Annotated in this window: 18 protein-coding genes; 8 read left to right on the top strand and 10 right to left on the bottom strand. The window is 60.0% G+C overall.

The features are described from left to right. Positions 1–288 precede the first annotated feature (288 nt). The gene (gene brnQ, locus AB5Y90_RS17205; RefSeq protein ID WP_236302290.1) at positions 289–1,566 is read left to right on the top strand and encodes a branched-chain amino acid transport system II carrier protein; all 1,278 of its coding nucleotides are present in this window, start codon (positions 289–291) and stop codon (positions 1,564–1,566) included. A 73-nt stretch (positions 1,567–1,639) separates the two neighbouring features. On the opposite strand, the gene AB5Y90_RS17200 is transcribed toward brnQ, so the two are convergent. From AB5Y90_RS17200 to zur, 3 genes are read right to left on the bottom strand one after another with little or no spacing between them, the layout of a single operon-like run. Further along, entirely contained in the window at positions 1,640–1,870 is a 231-nt protein-coding gene (locus tag AB5Y90_RS17200; RefSeq protein ID WP_236302236.1) for a hypothetical protein, read from the bottom strand. A gap of 4 nt (positions 1,871–1,874) precedes the next feature. After that, a complete protein-coding gene (locus AB5Y90_RS17195; protein WP_005335807.1) occupies positions 1,875–2,336 on the bottom strand; it encodes a chemotaxis protein CheX in 462 nt (153 codons plus the stop codon). Beyond that, positions 2,326–2,784 (bottom strand): zinc uptake transcriptional repressor Zur, encoded by a 459-nt coding sequence (gene zur / locus AB5Y90_RS17190; RefSeq protein WP_005335805.1) that lies wholly within the window; start codon positions 2,782–2,784, stop codon positions 2,326–2,328. Before zur ends, AB5Y90_RS17195 begins: the two co-directional genes overlap by 11 nt. 137 nt (positions 2,785–2,921) lie before the next feature. Between zur and dusA the strand changes: the two genes are divergently transcribed. Next, complete coding sequence (gene dusA, locus AB5Y90_RS17185) at positions 2,922–3,908, top strand: tRNA dihydrouridine(20/20a) synthase DusA (RefSeq protein ID WP_013723460.1); 987 nt, start codon at positions 2,922–2,924, stop codon at positions 3,906–3,908. A 68-nt stretch (positions 3,909–3,976) separates the two neighbouring features. Here the strand turns inward: dusA and AB5Y90_RS17180 are convergent, their stop codons facing one another. The 3 genes from AB5Y90_RS17180 to AB5Y90_RS17170 form a co-directional block, all read right to left on the bottom strand. After that, entirely contained in the window at positions 3,977–5,536 is a 1,560-nt protein-coding gene (locus tag AB5Y90_RS17180; RefSeq protein ID WP_368167363.1) for a methyl-accepting chemotaxis protein, read from the bottom strand. A 137-nt stretch (positions 5,537–5,673) separates the two neighbouring features. Then, entirely contained in the window at positions 5,674–5,973 is a 300-nt protein-coding gene (locus AB5Y90_RS17175) for a hypothetical protein (protein ID WP_005335795.1), read from the bottom strand. A 118-nt stretch (positions 5,974–6,091) separates the two neighbouring features. After that, positions 6,092–7,696, bottom strand: coding sequence for an ABC transporter substrate-binding protein (locus AB5Y90_RS17170; protein WP_307896227.1), 1,605 nt, complete (start codon positions 7,694–7,696; stop codon positions 6,092–6,094). Between the two features lie 184 nt (positions 7,697–7,880). On the opposite strand from AB5Y90_RS17170, the gene AB5Y90_RS17165 reads away from it, so the two are divergent. Next, complete coding sequence (locus tag AB5Y90_RS17165; protein WP_021231739.1) at positions 7,881–8,588, top strand: ParB-like protein; 708 nt, start codon at positions 7,881–7,883, stop codon at positions 8,586–8,588. A 94-nt stretch (positions 8,589–8,682) separates the two neighbouring features. Here AB5Y90_RS17165 and AB5Y90_RS17160 read toward each other — a convergent pair whose 3' ends face one another. Continuing rightward, positions 8,683–9,342, bottom strand: coding sequence for a CatB-related O-acetyltransferase (locus tag AB5Y90_RS17160; RefSeq protein WP_279500914.1), 660 nt, complete (start codon positions 9,340–9,342; stop codon positions 8,683–8,685). Between the two features lie 285 nt (positions 9,343–9,627). On the opposite strand from AB5Y90_RS17160, the gene AB5Y90_RS17155 reads away from it, so the two are divergent. Continuing rightward, the gene (locus AB5Y90_RS17155) at positions 9,628–10,056 is read left to right on the top strand and encodes a DUF2753 family protein (RefSeq protein ID WP_005335785.1); all 429 of its coding nucleotides are present in this window, start codon (positions 9,628–9,630) and stop codon (positions 10,054–10,056) included. Positions 10,057–10,074: 18 nt separating this feature from the next. On the opposite strand, the gene AB5Y90_RS17150 is transcribed toward AB5Y90_RS17155, so the two are convergent. Then, on the bottom strand, positions 10,075–10,824 hold the full coding sequence (locus tag AB5Y90_RS17150; RefSeq protein ID WP_279500915.1) for an enoyl-CoA hydratase-related protein: 750 nt from the start codon (positions 10,822–10,824) through the stop codon (positions 10,075–10,077). A 90-nt stretch (positions 10,825–10,914) separates the two neighbouring features. On the opposite strand from AB5Y90_RS17150, the gene AB5Y90_RS17145 reads away from it, so the two are divergent. The 3 genes from AB5Y90_RS17145 to AB5Y90_RS17135 all read left to right on the top strand — a co-directional run bounded on the left by AB5Y90_RS17145 (position 10,915) and on the right by AB5Y90_RS17135 (position 12,804). Continuing rightward, on the top strand, positions 10,915–11,364 hold the full coding sequence (locus tag AB5Y90_RS17145) for a copper chaperone PCu(A)C (protein ID WP_279490218.1): 450 nt from the start codon (positions 10,915–10,917) through the stop codon (positions 11,362–11,364). Positions 11,365–11,459: 95 nt separating this feature from the next. Next, positions 11,460–12,092: a TIGR04219 family outer membrane beta-barrel protein gene (locus AB5Y90_RS17140; protein WP_279490219.1), complete on the top strand. Its 633-nt coding sequence runs from the start codon at positions 11,460–11,462 to the stop codon at positions 12,090–12,092. A 31-nt stretch (positions 12,093–12,123) separates the two neighbouring features. After that, positions 12,124–12,804, top strand: coding sequence for an SDR family oxidoreductase (locus tag AB5Y90_RS17135; protein ID WP_279490220.1), 681 nt, complete (start codon positions 12,124–12,126; stop codon positions 12,802–12,804). Positions 12,805–12,896: 92 nt separating this feature from the next. On the opposite strand, the gene AB5Y90_RS17130 is transcribed toward AB5Y90_RS17135, so the two are convergent. Next, positions 12,897–14,621 carry a proline--tRNA ligase gene (locus tag AB5Y90_RS17130; RefSeq protein WP_368167360.1) on the bottom strand — a complete coding sequence of 575 codons (1,725 nt, stop codon included), beginning with the start codon at positions 14,619–14,621 and terminating at the stop codon, positions 12,897–12,899. Positions 14,622–14,894: 273 nt separating this feature from the next. Here AB5Y90_RS17130 and rlmD point away from each other — a divergent pair, with 273 nt between their 5' ends. Beyond that, the gene (gene rlmD / locus AB5Y90_RS17125) at positions 14,895–16,247 is read left to right on the top strand and encodes a 23S rRNA (uracil(1939)-C(5))-methyltransferase RlmD (RefSeq protein ID WP_368167359.1); all 1,353 of its coding nucleotides are present in this window, start codon (positions 14,895–14,897) and stop codon (positions 16,245–16,247) included. 195 nt (positions 16,248–16,442) lie between these two features. Here rlmD and araA read toward each other — a convergent pair whose 3' ends face one another. After that, on the bottom strand, positions 16,443–17,942 hold the full coding sequence (gene araA, locus AB5Y90_RS17120) for an L-arabinose isomerase (protein WP_107682779.1): 1,500 nt from the start codon (positions 17,940–17,942) through the stop codon (positions 16,443–16,445). Between the last annotated feature and the right edge of the window lie 7 nt (positions 17,943–17,949).

Here is a 17,949-nt window from a genome sequence, read left to right as displayed (position 1 = left end):
CTCCCATACGCCACGTGTGACACCTGTTTATGGAGCGCCGAGTTGTTCGGCGATTAATTCCGCAGCAGTAAATTGTTTCAAGATATTAATTGGTGATTGAGATCGAACTCCTCTTCTTTATGCTAAAGGTGGTGCGCCTCATCCGGTCCGCGGGCCGTGTGGGGGCGAGAGGTATTGTTACCGGTTATCTGCCAGGCAGTGGGTGCAATCAATAACAAGCTGATAAGGCAGATGAGGTTGAGTTTGACGAAATCATTGAAGTTGTCCGACGTATTCGGATTGGGGTTTATGACGTTTGCCTTCTATCTGGGGGCTGGCAATATTATTTTTCCGCCGCTGGCCGGTTTTATGGCTGGTGAGCATCTGCTGGCCGCCATGTGCGGCTTTTTGCTGACGGCGGTGGGTTTGCCGCTGATCACCCTGATTGCGGTGGCCAAGGGGAGTTCGGGGGGCGGCGCGAGTGGCTGGACCGGAATGACCCGCTATCTGCCCGCCGGGGCGGCGACGGCGCTGGCCATCGCCATCTATATCATCATGGGGCCCGCCTTTGCCATTCCCCGCACCGGTCTGGTCGCCTACGAGATGGGGCTCAAGCCCTGGCTCGGCGATGCCGGTCATGCGGGACTGCTGATCTACACCCTGAGTTTCTTTGCGCTGGTGATCCTGGTGGCGCTCGATCGGGGCAAACTGCTCGATGCGGTCGGCAAGTATCTGACCCCAGCCCTGATGGCGATGCTGCTTATTCTGGCGGTCGGGGTCTTTATGACGCCGCAGGGCACCATGCCAGATGCCAGCGGTGAGTACATAGATGCAGCCCTGACCAAAGGAATGCTGGAGGGGTACAACACCATGGACACCCTTGCCTCCCTGATGTTTGGAGCCCTGATCATCGGGTTGCTGCGCCAGAAGGGGATCGAGGATTATCGCAGCCAGTTCAAATATCTGACCATCGCAGGCTTGATCTCGGCAGTTGGGCTGTCGGCGGTGTATGTCTCGCTCTTTCAGCTGGGCAACAGCGCCGGTGGGGTCGCAAGTGATATCAGCAACGGCGGCGCCATCGTCAATGCCTACGTCCTGAGTCTGTTTGGTCAACCGGGTCAGTTTATTCTGGCTGCCATCATCACCCTGGCCTGTTTTACCAGTGCGGTCGGCCTGCTCTGTGCCGGTGCCGACTACTTCCATGGCCTGACTGGCTGGGCCTATCGCAACTGGGTGATGCTGCTGGGGGCGCTCTGTGCAGTGGTGGCCAATGTGAGTCTGAGCGAATTGATCGGCCTCTCCATCCCGGTGCTGGTGGCCATCTATCCGGTTGCCATCGCGCTGGTGCTGGTGACCTTCCTCAAGGGATGGTTTGCCCAGCCACGGCTGGTGTTTCGTGGTGTGCTGACGGTCGCCTTTCTGTTTGGTTGCCTCGATGGGCTGGGCGCTGCCGGTATGGCGATGGACGGCTTTGCCTTCCTGCCGCTGTTCGACAAGGGACTTGCCTGGCTGCTGCCGACTCTGTTGGCCTGCATTATCGGTATCTTGATGCGACCAAGCGGTAAGCTGGCTGCCGAAGCGGCTTGATTCTGGAACAACGAGATAGCAAAGAGGCCAGCATCTGCTGGCCTCTTCTGTTTCTGCCGGATCCGTTACCGGATCAGATTTGCGGGCCTTTCGGCTTGGGTTTGCCCTCCAGACCATACCAGTGGGTTTCTACCCGTCCGGCATGCCACTCGAAGGTGCCCCAGGGCTGCTTGGCTTCCCAGCGCGGGAAGTTGATGAGCATCCGGTTATCTTCGTACTTGTAGAGGGAGGTGCTGATCTGAATGTCCGACAGGAGCAACAGCAGGGCCCAGCAGATGAAAATCCATTTCAATGCTTTCCACATAGGGTTACTCGAAGCAAATTTCGATAGTGGCGCGACCGAAATCCGATTCGAACGGCATCATGATCTTGGTGCCATCGGCACGGTGGGTAATGGTGTGGTTGGGGCCGGAGACGATGATGGGGGTAGCCATGTCAAACTCGTAGCCCTTCTCGCCCAGCATCCGCTTGGCACCGCCGGTCACCATGTTGGTGATTTCACCGACCATGTCGGTCACCTCTTCGTTGATGTTGGCGGGAGCTTCCCCCAGCATGCGGCGCATGATCTCCAGCGCCAGCCCCTTCTCGAAGCTGATGGAGAGGGAGCCACGGGTCTGCGGGCCGACCATGCCGATCAGGCCGGAGACGTCGCCGCGCGCCAGCTCATCCATCTTGCGTTTCGGTTTGCCCGGTTTGAGTTCCAGCTGTGCCATGGTCGAGAGCACATTGAGCAGGGATAGCAGGAACGGATTTACAAAATCAGCCTTCATGATGACTTCCTACAGTGGGCGTACAACGGGCACATTGGCCATGTGCCTCTATCGTCTTATTGGTAATAGTAAAACCATGCAAGTGGGCCTGCTCGGAAAACGCGCTATCGATCGCCGTATCGTGAAGCTCGACCACATCCCCGCACTCGTCGCAGATCAACAACTGCATCGGGTGAGCGTGATCGAAGTGGCAGCAGAAGATAAACGCGTTGAGAGATTCCACCTTGTGAGCAAAGCCCTGTTCGAGCAAAAAATCGAGTGCCCGATAGACGGTTGGCGGCTTGGCATTGGCTTCGGTTTGTTGCAGCTGGGCCAACAAATCATAGGCGCTGATGGCATTGCCGTGTGCCGCCAGCAGGCGAAATACCTGACGCCGGGTCGGGGTGAAGCGGATCCCTCGCTGTATACAGAGTCGCTCGGCTCGTTGTAAAAGTTGGTCTTGATTCATGATCGCGCAGATACCCTTTCTATTAGCCGGATACTATCACAGGGCCTCGCATGGCGCGGCGACAAAATTCATTTTCTGGGGCTGCTTCACGTTGTGATAAAATCCGCCCCTTTCTTTAGCCAACCCGGATGATTTTTATGCAGGCGCAGCGTTTTTCCATCGCCCCCATGCTGGACTGGACTGATCGGCATTGCCGTTACTTTCATCGACTGATGAGCCGCCAGACCTTGCTCTATACCGAAATGGTGACCACCGGCGCCATCATCCACGGCAAGGGGGATTATCTGGGTTACAGCGAGCAGGAGCACCCCATCTCCCTGCAACTGGGTGGCAGCAATCCGGCCGATCTGGCGCGCTGTGCCAAGTTGGCCGAGGAGCGCGGCTATGACGAGGTGAACATCAACGTCGGCTGCCCCTCCGATCGGGTGCAAAACGGTCGCTTTGGTGCCTGCCTGATGGGGGAACCGGCGCTGGTGGCGGACTGCGTCAAGGCGATGCGCGATGTGGTCGATATTCCGGTGACGGTGAAGACCCGTATCGGTATCGACGATCAGGACTCTTACGAGTTTTTGCAGGCCTTCATCGAACAGGTGCGCGATGCCGGTTGCGACACCTTCATCGTCCATGCCCGCAAGGCGTGGCTGAGCGGCTTGAGTCCCAAGGAGAACCGCGAGATCCCACCGCTCGATTATCCTCGGGTCTATCGGGTCAAGCAGGATTACCCGGAGCTCACCATAGCTCTCAACGGCGGTGTCACCTCCATGGAGCAGACTCTCGAGCACCTGCAACACGTCGATGGCGTCATGATGGGGCGTGAAGCCTATCAGAACCCCTACATTCTGGCGCAGGTAGACAACCTGGTGTTCGGCCAGAACAACGCTGTGCCGAGCCGCCACGAGGTGGTGCGGATGATGCTGCCCTATATCGAGCAGGAGCTGGCCAAGGGCAACTACCTCTCCCACATGACCCGCCACATGCTGGGGCTGTTCCAGAACATGCAGGGGGCCCGCGCCTGGCGCCGTCACCTGAGTGAGAACGCCTGCAAGCCGGGGGCGGATATTCAGGTGGTGCTGGATGCCATGGCCAAGGTGCCGGAGTTTACCGCCAGCGAGACGGCCGAATAAGCCAGTTGTGCCAAGGCAAGAGCAACAAAAAGCGCGTCAGTTGACGCGCTTTTTTTATTACTGTCGCTTCAATATCTGAACTGGTTGATCAGCCGCGAGAGGTCCTGCAGCCGCTCTACCAGCAGGGTGATGCCATCGAGGGCCTGCCTGCTGTTGTCGGCAGTGTGGCTGGCCAGTTGGTGGATCTGGTGCACCCCTTCATCGAGGGTCGCCGTGACGTCTGCCTGCTGACTCACCGCCTGGGCGATCTCGTCGCTGGTGCGGGTTACCTGCCCCAGCATCCTATTGATCTGGGTGAGCACATCGGCGGTGGTGCCCGCGTGCTGCTGGCAGCGCACCGAGGTCTGCGCCCCTTGCGTCATCCCGTCCGACAGCTGTCGTGTAGTCTGTTGCAGCGCCTGGATCATCTCGTGGATCTCGCTGGTCGAGGCACGGGTCTTCTGGGCCAGCGCCCTCACTTCATCCGCCACCACGGCAAAGCCGCGCCCCTGTTCGCCCGCCCGGGCGGCCTCGATGGCCGCATTGAGGGCGAGCAGGTTGGTCTGGTCGGCGATTTGACTGATCACCTCCAGAATGCCGCTGATCTTCGGGCTGTCGCTGGTGAGCTGGGCCAGCACGGCGTGGTTGGCATCCAGCTCCTGATGGAGTTGGTTGACGGCAGAACGGGTGGTCGCCAATGCTTGCAGCCCCTCGTCGGATACCTGCTGTACCTCTATAACCAGATTGCTTGCCTCATGGGCACTGTGGGCCACATCGCGAATGGAGTGGCTCAACTCGGTGATGGCGGTCGCCAGCTGCTCGCTGTGGGCGCGCTGCTGCTGCAGGTGGGTATCGATGGTCTGGATATTGCCCCGGTCATCTTCGGCTGCCTGCAGGATCTGCTGGTTGGTGTCGGCGCTGCGCCCGACCACAGCCTTGAGCTCGGCCTGCTTCATCCGCAGGGCCAGTTCGACGGCCGCCAGGGTGTCGCGCCGTCGGGTGTAGAGCACCTGACAGAGTCGGGTTCCCTTGTCTTGAGCGGCAAGGGTGAGCAGATGAGCCAGCCGTTGCTGCAATCGCCAGCCGTGGGTTGCCTGTGCCAACAGCAACAGGGCGGTGGGCAGCAGCCATAACAGGCTGCCGGTGGCAAAGGTAGCAAGGGTGGTGAACAAGGCAGAAACGGAGAGCCAGAGGGTCAGCTGACCCGGTTCAATATGAAACCGGCTCAGCCAGGGAAGTGCCTTGCCGCTGCGCAGCAGGCCATAGAGCTGCTCGGCCCAGGCCACATCGCTGGCGGCGGGTTTGGTGCGCACCGACTGGAACTCGACGATCTCCTTCTGCGCATTGAGGATCGGGGTGACGTAAGCGTTTACCCAATAGAACTGACCGCTTTTGGCGCGGTTCTTGACCAGCCCCATCCAGCTTTTGCCCTGTCGCAGCCGCTGCCACATGTCGGCGAAGGCCGCCTTGGGCATGTCGGGGTGTCGCACCAGATTGTGGGGCACGCCTTCCATTTCGGCAGCACCGTACCCGGCCACATCACAGAAGTGCTGGTTGGCATAGGTAATATGACTGGCGGGATCAGTGGTCGAGATGAGTGCGATGTTGTCGGGGAAGTGTATCTCCCCCTCCTGATGGAGTCTGGTCATGTGTCGTTCCTGAAAAAGCCAAATAACTGATAAATATATTTTTTATTGTCGTTCTCAGTTAATCATTCTAAGGCTCTTCAGTGCCCCGAACTTGGCTTGGGTCAATTAATCAACACAATGAATTGATGAAGTGAGGGTCAGCTGGCCGGGGTGAAATCGTGAACTTCGCCGCTTCTCGGTTTAAAGCGCGGATCGCTATCTTTGTAGCTGCGCACCAGCTCCATCGTCTTGCAAAAGCTGGTCTGCTTGTCGTACTCCTGACGAGCCAACTCGATGGCCCGCTCGGCCCGGCGCCGCTCCATCTTGTCAGACTTGCGATCGCTGAACTGTTGCTGCTGGTGCAGCATCCAGCCGACAAACTCTTGCTGGCATTGGGATTCGCTATTGGCCTGCGCGGGCAGGGTCCACAACAACGAGAGCAGTATCAAATAACGCATGTCTGACTGGGCATTGAAGATTAATTGAACAGAAGGGGCGGCATTTTAGGCTGGAAATCGTGGTGTGAACAGTGTCAATAGCGAGGCCCTGCGGGGCCTCGCATCGTTGTGGCCGGTGTCAGTGTTTGACGAGGTAGAGTTGACGGCTGTAGGCCACATCTTCCGGGTTGTTGATGGGGTAGCCCTTGAGCCATGGCTTGATGAGTCGGGCATTGGTGTACTGGTAGATGGGGGCGATGGGGGTTTGATCCAGCAGGATCGCCTCCGCCTCGCCAAACAGCTTGCTGCGGCTGGCGGCATCCTGAGTGCTGGCCGCCTCTGCCAGTAGCTGGTCATAACGGGCATTGGCAAAGCCAGCCATATTGCCGCTGTGACGAGAGCCCCACAGGCCAAGGAACGCTGACGGGTCGTTGTAATCTGCGACCCAGGAGGAGCGGATCACCTCGAACTGACCGCTCTGGCGGCTGTCGAGATAGGTTTTCCACTCCTGATTGGTCAGCTCGACCTCGGCGCCCAGCTTCTGCTTCCACATGCTGGCGATGGCCAGCGCCATCTTCTTGTGAATTTCCGCGGTGTTGTAGAGCAGGGTCAACTTGAGCGGCTTGTCCGGGCCGTAACCGGCCTCCTTGAGCAGGGCCTTGGCCTTGCTGTCCAGCGCCGGTTGGCTGCTGGTGGAGAGCAAGTTGGCGGCCGGGGTAAAGCTGGCGGTCACATCCGGAGTGAAGTGATAAGCAGGTTTCTCGCCAGTGCCGAGCACTTTGTCGGCGATCAGGGCGCGGTCGATGGTGTAGGAGAGCGCCTTGCGCACCCGCACATCGTTCAGTGGTGCCTGACGGGTATTGAAAGCGTAGTAGTAGGTACCGAGCTGATCCGGGGTATAGACCTCATTCGGGATCTGCTGCTTCAGCTTGTCGTACTGCTCCTTGGGGAAGGATTCGGTGATGTGCAGATCGCCCGCCAGATAGCGGTTGGTCGCCGCGCTCTCCTGATTGATCGGCATGAAGATCACCTTGGTCAATACGGTATGTGCCCGATCCCAGTAATAAGGGTTGGGGGTCAGCTCCAGCTTCTCGTTGACCACCCGATGGTTCAGCACAAAGGCACCGTTGCCCACCAGTTTACCGGGCTGAGTCCACTGGTTGCCGTACTGCTCGATGCTGGCCTGATGGAGCGGCGACAGGCTGGGGTGGCTCAGCAGGTTCAGGAAGTAGGGCACCGGCTGGGAGAGGGTCACCTGCAGGGTGTGATCATCGAGGGCCTTGACCCCCAGCTCGCTGGCAGGCAATTTGCCAGCGACTATTTCGTCCACCTTGTCGAAACGGGCCAGTTGGGCAAACCAGGCGAAGGTGGCCGCCTCTTTCGGGTCTACCAGCTTGCGCCAGCCGTAGACGAAGTCGCTGGCCTTGACTGGATCGCCGTTGGACCAGCGCGCATCCGGGCGCAGATGGAAGGTAAAGAACTGGTTGCCCTTGTTTTCCCAGCTGGCCGCCACCCCGGCAACCGGTTTGCCATCCGGCCCCTGGGTCAGCAGCCCCTCGAACAGATCCCGCAGGACCTGCAACTCCGGCAGGCCGACCAGCTTGAGCGGGCTCAGGCTCGCAGGTTCATCCTTGAGGTGGCGAACGACAATCTGCTCGGCGGCGAGTTGTGTTCCGGCGGGAATATCGGCAGCCTGGACAGCAGCACAGCCCAGCAGGGCCAGCAAGGGGCTCCATCCTTTCATGGGTCGGATCCTTCAAATAGTGTGAAGCGGGGAGAAAACTCGGCGAGAAAATATCGCCGACAGATGGGAAATCATGATATCCCGTTTGCTGGTCTGACCGCCAGCATTCGACTCTCACTCCCAATCGGGGTAGAAGAGCGTTCCCGGCGTCTGTGCAGTTCAATGTGGTGAGGAGTGTCAAACGATGAAAGCATGGTTATTGCTGGCCTGTGTGTTGAGCCAGGGTGCCTGGGCGTTGGCCCCGTGCCAGAGCGACACGGCGGTGGGCAACTGGTGCGAGATAGGCATCGATGCTTTGCACCCGACTCAGGGGGGCGTCGGCCAGATCCAGGTCGATGAGACCCAGGCCACATTGGCTGGCATGAGCGCAAAGCAGCTCGACAAGTTGATGAAAAAGAAAGAGATCCCCGTGGTGATTGCGCCGGATGGCAGTTACTGGCTGGTGGACAGGCACCATCTCACCAAGGCGTTGTGGCAGCAGGGCGTCAAGGATGCCCGGGTCAAGGTGATTGGCCGTCTGCAGGACAAAGCCAACTTCTGGAGCCAGATGCAGAACAATCATTGGGCCTGGCTCAAGGATGAGAAGGGACAGCCGCTGACCCCGGAGCAGTTGCCAACCAGCATCGACAAGCTGCCTGATTACCCCTATCGCACCCTCGCCGGACTGCTGCAGAATGCGGGCTACTTTCGCAAGGATAAACAGGTCTATTTCGTCGAGTTTGCCTGGGCCAGCTGGCTCGGCAAGCAGATGCAATGGATGCCGGTGGACAGCGCCAATCTGGCGGCCCGCCTGCAACAGGCCAAACGGCTCGCCTGCGGCAGCGATGCCAGTGACTTGCCCGGTTATCCCGGCAAGCAGTGCAGCCTCAACCAGTCCAAAAGCGCGCAATGAGTGGATGTGCGATGACGGCATCCAGAGCATGCCGGAGATAAAAGAGGGCGACCCCGGGGTCGCCCTTATGCTGTCAGCTACTGGTTAGCGGTGGTCACTCATGGCGCTCCGCCCAGCGGGCAGCCGCCTGTTCAAGCAGGGCGACGTCACCTTGCTGGATCAGCGGTAGCAGATCGTTGACCTGTTGATCCGGCCAATCCCACCAGGCGAGGGCCTGTAGCCGGGCAATCTCCTCCTCGCCAAAGCGCATTCGCACCACCCTGGCCGGGGTGCCCGCCACCATGGCATAGGGCGGCACATCCTGATTGACCAGCGAGCGGGCGGCGATGATGGCACCGTCGCCGATGGTGACGCCGGGCATGATCATCGCCTCCATGCCTATCCAGACATCGTTACCGATGCGGGTATCGCCTGCGGGGCGGTAGCTGCGCTTGAGCGCCGCCAGATCGGCGAACGGATAGGTGCTGATGAAGGACGTGTTGTGGGTGTGGTTGCCGCCCATGATGATCCTCACCCCGGCGGCAATCTGCACATAGTCGCCGATATGGAGCCGGTCGATATGCCAGAGCGGCTCCCAGCCGGTTTCCGGGCTGCGGCTGAAGGGATCGCCATGGAGGTAGCGCACCGCCACCTCTTCGAAGGGGCCATCCCAGGCACCCGAGTAGTAGCTGTGCTGCCCCTTGAGGCAGATATTGGGGTTGGTCACCGTCAGGTGCAGGTATTCGACCTGCGACCAGTGTTGGCAGGTGTTCATGCTGGTACTCCTTTGCTAAATGGATCGGATGGGTTGCGTTCGCTTGAGCGCAGCTAATAGATCCAGACCAGCATGCGGGGCACGCAGAGCAGGGAGCAGCCCAGCATCTGCGGGAGGCGAGGTCGCATTGTGGTGTGCTCCAAAGAAGGGGGGAAGGGCAGGATCATAAGGTCGGGCGCCGGGTTTGCCAAGGTTGCGCAGAGATCCTGCACTAACCCTCTGGTTGATATTTATTCTCAATTAGCCATGATAACACTCCCACCATGACGGACTCGGGAGAGCGAAATGACACCGCAAAGTTGGCAACGATACATGCTGGAGGCGGAGCGTGCCTGGCAGGCCGGTTCGCTGGGGGCGGCGATCTGCTTTTATCAGCAGGCGCTGGGGGATGTTTACGAGATGACTCAGGTCGAGTTGACCGAACTGGCCACCATGCGAGTCGCCACCTGCCACCGGCTGGCCGACTTCTGGCGGGCGATGGATGAGCCGACTTATGAGCTGCGCTACCTGAAGCTTGCCTCCGAGCTGGTGACTGCGCTGGTGCCGCAGTGCCCGAACCGGGAGTGCGAGGCACTGATCAGCGAGCTGGGTTGCTGCCGTGGAGCCCTGCTCGCGTTTCTCAAGCGTCACCCCAATCCGGAAATTGCCCGGCTGATCCAGTTACAAGACAAGGTGCAGGGCTGCGAGCTGATCGGCCGTTTTCGCCTCAACTGACCGGCGTTGAGCGGCAGCTCAGCCTCGCCGTTTGAGTTTCTGGGCGATCCGCTGCTGTGCCTCTTCCCCTTGCAGTGCCTGGGCGAAGGCGCGCGCCTCCAGATCGATGACAAAGTGCACCGCCTGTTTAAGCTCCTGTTTCAGCAGTGCCTTGCTCTTTTGCAACGCTCTGGGCGGTTTGGCCGCCAGCTTCAGTCCCTGCTCGCGGGCAAAGGAGAGTACTCCATCGGCCGCCACCACCTTGTTGGCGAGCCCGAGTCGCAGTGCCTCCTCGGCATCAATCGCCTCGGCCAGCAGCAACAGCTCGGCTGCCTTGAGGTGACCTACCAAGCGCGGCAGCAGCAGGCTGGAGGCGAACTCCGGCACCAGCCCCAGCTCGACAAAGGGAAGCTGCAAGCGGGCGTTATCCGCCAGATAGACCAGATCGCAGTGCAGCAAAATGGTGGTGCCAATCCCCACTGCCGGGCCTGCAACGGCAGCGATCACGGGTTTGGGGAAATCGGCCAGGGTGTGGAGGAACTGCAGTATGGGGTCGCCGGGCTCCAGCGCGCTCTTGCCCATAAAGTCGGCCAGATCATTGCCCGCGGTAAAGCAATCCTGCTGCCCCTGCAACAACAGAACATGCACCTCCTCATCGGCTGCCGCCTCTCGCAGCGCTGCCACCAGTTGCTTATAGAGCTCGGTGTTGAGGGCGTTGCGCTTGTCGGGGCGGTTGAGGGTCAGGGTGAGCAAGCCATCCTGCTGCTCGGCAATGAGAATGGGGGCCATGTCTAAATCCTTGTTATTGAAAGGTGCAAAAAAGGTTGCTGCTGGGGTAACCTTGGTGCCGTTTAACAACATCATAAAAGGATTTCAACCATGTTTAAACGTGCGTTTTATTCTCTGCTGGTTCTGGGGATGACTGCGCCTGCACTGGCCAAGGTCGAGGCCGTCGATGGCTATGTGCGTTTGTTGCCGCCGGGTTCCCCCAACACTGCCGCCTTTATGGTGCTGAAGAATGACGCCGACCAGCCGGTCAAGCTGGTGGCGGCGGCTTCTGCTGTGGCCGAGCGTGCCGAGCTGCACACCCACCTGCACGAAAATGGTGTGATGAAGATGCGTCAGGTCGAGAATATCGAGATCCCGGCCAAGGGAGAAACGGTGCTGAAACCGGGCAGCCTGCACATCATGTTGTTCGAGGTGGGCACGCTCTCCGAGCAGACCCCTTTCCCGCTCACCCTCACCATGGACGATGGTCAGAAGCTGGAGCTGTCACTGCCGGTGAAGCCGATTGAGCCGATGGCAGAGATGAAGCATATGAAGCACTGACATTTGTCGTCGTTTGTTCAGGATTGACGCTGGGTATTTTGGCTGCACCGAGTAAAATAGTGCTCTTTTCCATGTATGCAAGAGGAAGTGACGTAATGAAAAAGACGCTGATTGCCGGTTTTGTGCTGGCTCTGTGCAGCCAGAGTGTCATGGCCGCTGACGACTGGCGTTTTGCCGCCGGCGCCGACGTATGGGCCGCCAAGGGCAGTGGTCAGGCTTATGGTACCAGTGCTGATGGCAGCTATGACGACAGCTACAACTGGAACGGCTATCTGCAACTGGAACACGGCATCATCTTCCTGCCGAACGCCAAGTTTGAAGTCTCCGATTTCAGCACCTCCGGCGGCAATTTCAAAAACGATCTGACAGCCTACGATCTGAGCCTCTACTACCGTCTGTTCAACAACGATCTGTTCAAGATCGATTTGGGTATGACCGGTCGTCACTACGATGGCGAGCAGGTCTACTCCGGTCGCAAGGGTTATGACGAAGATACCCTGATGGCCTATGCCGGCAGTGAAGTGAAGATCCCGGGCACCGGCATCGCCTTCTTCGGCGATCTGCGCACTCACGATGCGGACAATTATGACTACCGTCTGGGTGGTTCCTACAAGTTCTCCTCCATGCCGATCAAGCTGCGTGCCGGCTGGCGTGAAGCCAAGGTCGACTTCGCCAATATCGATCAGTCTGTAGACGGCTGGTTCATGGGTGGTGAATTCACTTTCTAATCTGACCGTCAACTGACGACGAGGAGCGATAATGGGCCACATCATAGTGACAGGTGCTGGTTCTGGTCTCGGCCGAGCCCTGACCATCGGACTGGTTGAGCGGGGCCATCAGGTCTCCATGATGGGGCGCCGTTATCAGCGACTGCAGGAGCAGGAACAACTGCTCGGCAGCGCTGTGATCGGCATCGCCGCCGATCTGGCGCACCATGAAGAGGTCGACGTCGCCTTCGCCGCTGCGGTGGAGTGGGGCGGCCTGCCCGACATGGTGATCCACTGCGCCGGGGTGGGCGAGTTTGGCCCGGTCGGTGTCTACACCGCTGAACAGATCCGCCGGGTGGTGGAGAGCAATCTCATCTCCACCATTCTGGTGGCTCAGCAGACGGTACGGCTTATCGGCGACAAGGGCGGAGTACTGGCCAATGTGCTCTCCTCCGCCGCACAGGTGGGCAAGGCTAACGAGAGCCTCTACTGCGCCTCCAAATGGGGGATGCGCGGCTTTCTCGAATCCTTGCGCGCCGAGCTGAAAGGATCTCTGTTGCGGCTGGTCAATCTCTATCCGAGCGGGATCCGCAGCGAATTCTGGGACAACTCGGATCACGTCGACCCGAGTGGCTTCATGACTCCGGAAGATGCGGCGGCCTATATGCTCGACGCACTGGAAGCCAGAAGCAGCTGCCACGTGACCGACCTCTTTATCGGTCGCAATCCCTGAGGCTAAGCTAGCCATCCGGTTGCCGTTGTCCGCACACAGAAACAAAAAGCGCGCCAAATGGCGCGCTTTTTTATATCGGGAAGAGGGCGGAATTAACGGCCCAGCTTGGCCTTGAGCATGGCGATGATGTCGCTGATGGCCACTTCCTGCTTCTCGCCGGTGCGGCGGCACTTGTACTCCACCACGCCGTTGTCCAGACCGCGATCGCCGATGACGATGGCGTGCGGGATGCCCAGCAGCTCCATGTCGGCGAACATTACGCCCGGGCGCTCTTTACGGTCGTCGAACAGCACGTCCACACCGGCCGCTTTCAGCTCGGCGTAGAACTGTTGTGCCTGCTCGGCCACGCGCTCGGACTTGTGCATGTTCATCGGCACGATGGCCACTTCGAACGGAGCGATGGCGTCCGGCCAGATGATGCCGTACTGGTCGTTGTTCTGCTCGATGGCGGCAGCCACCAGACGGGAAACCCCGATCCCGTAGCAACCCATCTCCATGGTGACGGATTTGCCAGCTTCGTTCAGCACGCTCGCCTTCATCGCTTCGGAGTACTTGGTACCCAGCTGGAAGATGTGGCCCACTTCGATACCGCGCTTGAGCAGCAGCTTGCCCTGGCCGCACGGGCTCGGGTCGCCTTCCACCACGTTGCGCAGGTCGGCAACTTCGTAGGTAGCGATGTCGCGATCCCAGTTGGCACCGGTCAGGTGGAAGCCGGTTTCGTTGGCGCCGCAGACGAAGTCCGCCAGATGGGCGGCGCTGCGATCGACGATGATGCGACCGGCAAAGCCGACTGGGCCGATGGAACCTGCGTCGCAACCGGCGGCAGCTTTAATCTGCTCGTCGTTGGCGAAGGTCAGCGGGTTGGCCACGCCAGCCAGTTTCTCTGCCTTGATTTCGTTCAGTTCGTGGTCGCCACGCAGTACCAGTGCGATGACGGCCTGCTTGCCGTGCTCATCTTCCTCTGCCAGTACCAGCAGGGTCTTGGCGATGGCGGTCGGAGCCACGTTCAGGAAAGCGGCCACTTCGTCAATGGTGTGGACGTTCGGGGTGGCAACCTTGGTCAGGGCTGAGGTGGCGGCAGCGCGCTCACCAGCCGGTGCCAGCGCTTCGGCCATCTCGATGTTGGCGGCGTAATCGGAGCTGTCGGAGAAGGCGATCAAGTCTTCACCGCTCTCTGCCAGCACCTGGAATTCGTGGGAACCGGTACCACCGATGGAGCCGGTATCGGCCTGCACCGGACGGAAGTTCAGACCCATGCGGGTGAACGCTTTGCAGTAGGCGGCGTGCATCTTCTCGTAGGTATCGACCAGTGACGCTTTGTCGATGTGGAAGGAGTAGGCATCCTTCATCAGGAATTCGCGGCCGCGCATCACGCCGAAACGGGGGCGCACTTCGTCGCGAAACTTGGTCTGGATCTGGTAGAGGTTGAGCGGCAGCTGCTTGTAGCTGTTCACTTCGTAACGTATCAGCGCAGTGATCACCTCTTCGTGGGTCGGGCCCAGCACGAAGGGGCGGTTGTGACGGTCGGTCAGGCGGCACAGCTCGGGACCGTAGTCATCCCAGCGGCCGGACTCCTGCCACAGCTCGGCGGGTTGTACCACCGGCATGGAGACTTCGACGGCACCAGCATTGTTCATCTCTTCGCGAACAATGTTCTCGATTTTCTTCAGTACCCGCAGACCGGTTGGCAACCAGGCATACATGCCGGAGGCCAGTTTACGGATCATCCCGGCGCGCAGCATCAGCTGGTGGCTGACAACTTCAGCGTCGGAGGGGGTTTCCTTGAGAGTGGAAAGCAGATATTGGCTGGTACGCATCGCGGTAGACCTTAGCTAGAACGGGCGCGGGGCCCAGGATAATTTCAAGGGCGGAATTTTAACAGGCTGGGCGTTGCGGCCCAAGGGCTAAATTTGCCGCAACCCGAAAGGTGGCCACGCCCGGCAGATGGTCAGGGCAATGACCATTGCAACAAGCAGGCTTTTTATGCCTGCAATTTGGCCGGATCTCCGCTAAACTCTGCCACCTTTTCTCGATGGGCATGGCTCTGCCGCGTCCATCACCCCCCATTTTTAGTACTTTTGGAGCCGCTCATGCCGTTAGTGGGACATCAACACCAGATCGAGATCCTGGAACTGACCGACAAAGGAGATGGCAAAGGACGCCTGTTCGATCGCCCCCTGTTTGTCGAAGGTCTGCTGCCCGGTGAGCAGGCGCTGGTGGAGCTGACCGAGGTCAAGCCGAACTATCTGCACGGCAAGGTTGCCGAGCTGCTCCAGCCCTCTGCCGATCGGGTTGCCGATTTCTGCCCCAACACCGAGTGCGGTGGCTGTCAGGTACGTCCGCTGGCCTATCCGGCCCAGCTCAAGCTCAAGCAGGCACTGGTGCAGAGCGCACTGGAGCAGGTCGGGCTGGGTGACACCCCGGTCAAGGATATCCTTGGCATGGAAAGCCCGTTCGCCTATCGCAACAAGGCGCAATATGCGGTGCGTGGCTGTGACGCCGGTGCCGAGATCGGTTTTTATCGCAAGCACTCCCACGATCTCATCCCCGCCGATGACTGTGCGGTGCAGGATCCGCTGCACGTCGAGCTCAACGCCCGGGTGCGCAACTGGATGCGCGCGCACGACATCGCCGCCTATGACGAAGTAAACCACAGCGGCTGCGTGCGTAACCTTATGACCCGCAAGGGCTTCAAGAGTGGCGAACTGATGGTGGTGCTGGTGACCCTGGGCGAGGAGCTGCCGTTCGAAGCCGAACTGTTGGCAGCTCTGAGCGATCTGCCGGTTACTACTCTGGTGCAGAACATCAACGATGAGCGCACCAACCGCATTCTGGGCGCGACCAACCGGGTGCTGCTCGGCGAAGGGGTGATCCGCGACAAGATCCACGAGCTCGAGTTCGAGATCTCGCCGCTCTCCTTCTTCCAGAACAACCCGACCCAGACCGATGTGCTCTACTCCAGCGCCCTCGAGTATGCCGAGCTGACCGGTAACGAGACGGTGTTCGACATCTATTGCGGTATCGGTACCATCTCCCTTTTCCTGGCTGGCAAGGCCGCCAAGGTCGTCGGGATCGAGTCGGTGGAGAGCGCCATCAGCGATGCTCGCCGCAACGCTGCCCTCAACGGTATCGAGCACACCGAATTCCACGTTGGCAAGGCCGAGCAGCTGATGCCCGAGCTGCATGCCCAAGGCGTGACAGCTGACGTGGTGGTAATGGATCCGCCCCGCAAAGGCTGTGACAAGGCGGTGCTGCAGACCCTGGTCGCTATGGCGCCCCGTCGTCTGGTCTATGTCTCCTGCAACCCGCAGACCCTGGCCCGCGACCTTGCCTGGCTGGTCAAGCAGGGCTTCGTGCTGGACGAGGTGCAGCCGGTCGATATGTTCCCGCACTCCATGCATGTGGAAGCGGTTGCCCGCCTGAGCCTGCCAGTGAAAGCGTGATCGGACATTGGCGCGGAGCGATTGACATGTTCCTCCTCCACGCCATGCACGTCGAAGCGGTTGCTCGCCTGAGCCAGCCCGCCAAGGCGTGAGTCATCGCCTGACACTCGCCCATAAAAAACGACGCCAGCTGGCGTCGTTTTTTTATATGGGCAGAGATCCACGGTGACAAATCGTGAGTCATCCACTGGTTAATTAGTTGCACACTTTGTAGTACACCTCATTCCACAGCAGCGTCTGCTTGAGCTCGGGGATGCGAGTGTGCTCGTCAATCACCACGAACTCGATACCCATGATGTCGGCGAAGGTGCGCAGCTGCGCTATGTCCACCGATTGGGTGAATACAGAGTGGTGGGCGGCCCCGGCCAGGATCCAGGCCTCGGCGCTGGTCTGCAGGTCCGGCATGGGCTGCCACAGGGCGCTCGCCACCGGCAGTTTGGGCATGGCTTCTGGCAAGTCCACCACTTCCAGCTGATTGACCACCAGCCGGAAGCGGTTGCCCAGATCGATCAGGCTGGCGTTGACCGCCTTGCCGGCGGGGGCGGCAAACAGCAGGCGTGCCGGGTCGGCCTTCTTGCCTATGCCCAGATGCTGGGCATCCAGCACGGGTTTACCGGCGGCGATGGAGGGGCACACCTCCAGCATGTGGGCCCCCAGCACCAGGTTGTTGCCTGCCTCCAGGTGGTAGGTGTAGTCCTCCATGAAGGAGGTGCCGCCCACAAGACCGGCCCCCATCACCTTGAGGGTGCGCAGCAGGGCCGCGGTCTTCCAGTCCCCTTCCGCGCCGAAACCGAAGCCTTGCTGCATCAGGCGCTGGCAGGCGAGCCCCGGCAGCTGGTGCAGGCCGTGAAGGTCTTCAAAGGTGGTGGTAAAGGCGCCAAAACCGCCGTCGGTGAGGAATTTCTTCATCCCCAGCTCCTGGCGCGCCGCCTCATAGAGGGAGGCGCGCAGAGGCCCGCCCGCTTGCACCGCCTCAGTGAGGGTATAGGTTTCTTCGTATTCGACCAGCAGCGCCTCGATGTCGCTTGCGGGAATGGCGTCGATCACCTTCACCAGATCGCCGACCGGGTGGTAGTTCACCTGATAGCCGAACTGGATCTGGGCCTCAATCTTGTCGCCCTCGGTGACCGCCACGTTGCGCATGTTGTCGCCAAAGCGGGCGATCTTCAGGTGGCGACTGTCGTGAATGGCGGCGACGACCCGCATCCAGTTGCCCAGCTTGCGGTGGGCCTCTTCATCCTGCCAGTGACCGACTACCACGGTGCGCGGCAGCCGCAGCCGGGCCCCCATGAAACCGAACTCGCGGCCGCCGTGGGCGGTCTGGTTCAGGTTCATGAAGTCCATATCGATTTCGCTCCACGGTAGATCCCGGTTGAACTGGGTGTGGAACTGCAACAGGGGTTTTTGCAACTGGCTGAGTGCCGGGATCCACATCTTGGCGGGGGAGAAGGTGTGCATCCACACCATGAGCCCGATGCAGTGCTGGTCGTGATTGGCATCGCGGGCTACCGCGCTTATCTCGTCGAGGGTGGTGCCGGTGGGCTTGAGCACGATCTTGACCGGCAGGCCGGCGCGCTCGTTGAGCTGGCTGGTGATGGTGTGGGCGTGATCGGCCACCTGCTTCAGGGTGGCGGCGCCATACAGGTGCTGGCTGCCGACCAGGAACCACACTTCCAGCTGTTTCATCAATTCCATCTTGGTG

Source organism: Aeromonas sp. R4-1 (assembly GCF_040908325.1).
GTDB classification, from domain to species: Bacteria; Pseudomonadota; Gammaproteobacteria; order Enterobacterales; family Aeromonadaceae; genus Aeromonas; species Aeromonas veronii.
This window is presented reverse-complemented; position numbering and strand designations above follow the sequence as displayed.

Excerpts from the sequence above, each read along its gene's own strand:
- AB5Y90_RS17150 (WP_279500915.1), bottom strand. The coding sequence starts at position 10,824 with ATGGCCCCCATTCTCATTGCCGAGCAGCAGGATGGCTTGCTCACCCTG.
- AB5Y90_RS17175 (WP_005335795.1), bottom strand. The coding sequence starts at position 5,973 with ATGCGTTATTTGATACTGCTCTCGTTGTTGTGGACCCTGCCCGCGCAG.
- AB5Y90_RS17170 (WP_307896227.1), bottom strand. The coding sequence starts at position 7,696 with ATGAAAGGATGGAGCCCCTTGCTGGCCCTGCTGGGCTGTGCTGCTGTC.
- AB5Y90_RS17195 (WP_005335807.1), bottom strand. The coding sequence starts at position 2,336 with ATGAAGGCTGATTTTGTAAATCCGTTCCTGCTATCCCTGCTCAATGTG.
- dusA (WP_013723460.1), top strand. The coding sequence starts at position 2,922 with ATGCAGGCGCAGCGTTTTTCCATCGCCCCCATGCTGGACTGGACTGAT.
- zur (WP_005335805.1), bottom strand. The coding sequence starts at position 2,784 with ATGAATCAAGACCAACTTTTACAACGAGCCGAGCGACTCTGTATACAG.
- araA (WP_107682779.1), bottom strand. The coding sequence starts at position 17,942 with ATGGAATTGATGAAACAGCTGGAAGTGTGGTTCCTGGTCGGCAGCCAG.
- brnQ (WP_236302290.1), top strand. The coding sequence starts at position 289 with ATGACGTTTGCCTTCTATCTGGGGGCTGGCAATATTATTTTTCCGCCG.
- AB5Y90_RS17160 (WP_279500914.1), bottom strand. The coding sequence starts at position 9,342 with ATGAACACCTGCCAACACTGGTCGCAGGTCGAATACCTGCACCTGACG.
- AB5Y90_RS17180 (WP_368167363.1), bottom strand. The coding sequence starts at position 5,536 with ATGACCAGACTCCATCAGGAGGGGGAGATACACTTCCCCGACAACATC.
- rlmD (WP_368167359.1), top strand. The coding sequence starts at position 14,895 with ATGCCGTTAGTGGGACATCAACACCAGATCGAGATCCTGGAACTGACC.
- AB5Y90_RS17200 (WP_236302236.1), bottom strand. The coding sequence starts at position 1,870 with ATGTGGAAAGCATTGAAATGGATTTTCATCTGCTGGGCCCTGCTGTTG.
- AB5Y90_RS17140 (WP_279490219.1), top strand. The coding sequence starts at position 11,460 with ATGAAAAAGACGCTGATTGCCGGTTTTGTGCTGGCTCTGTGCAGCCAG.
- AB5Y90_RS17165 (WP_021231739.1), top strand. The coding sequence starts at position 7,881 with ATGAAAGCATGGTTATTGCTGGCCTGTGTGTTGAGCCAGGGTGCCTGG.
- AB5Y90_RS17155 (WP_005335785.1), top strand. The coding sequence starts at position 9,628 with ATGACACCGCAAAGTTGGCAACGATACATGCTGGAGGCGGAGCGTGCC.
- AB5Y90_RS17135 (WP_279490220.1), top strand. The coding sequence starts at position 12,124 with ATGGGCCACATCATAGTGACAGGTGCTGGTTCTGGTCTCGGCCGAGCC.
- AB5Y90_RS17130 (WP_368167360.1), bottom strand. The coding sequence starts at position 14,621 with ATGCGTACCAGCCAATATCTGCTTTCCACTCTCAAGGAAACCCCCTCC.
- AB5Y90_RS17145 (WP_279490218.1), top strand. The coding sequence starts at position 10,915 with ATGTTTAAACGTGCGTTTTATTCTCTGCTGGTTCTGGGGATGACTGCG.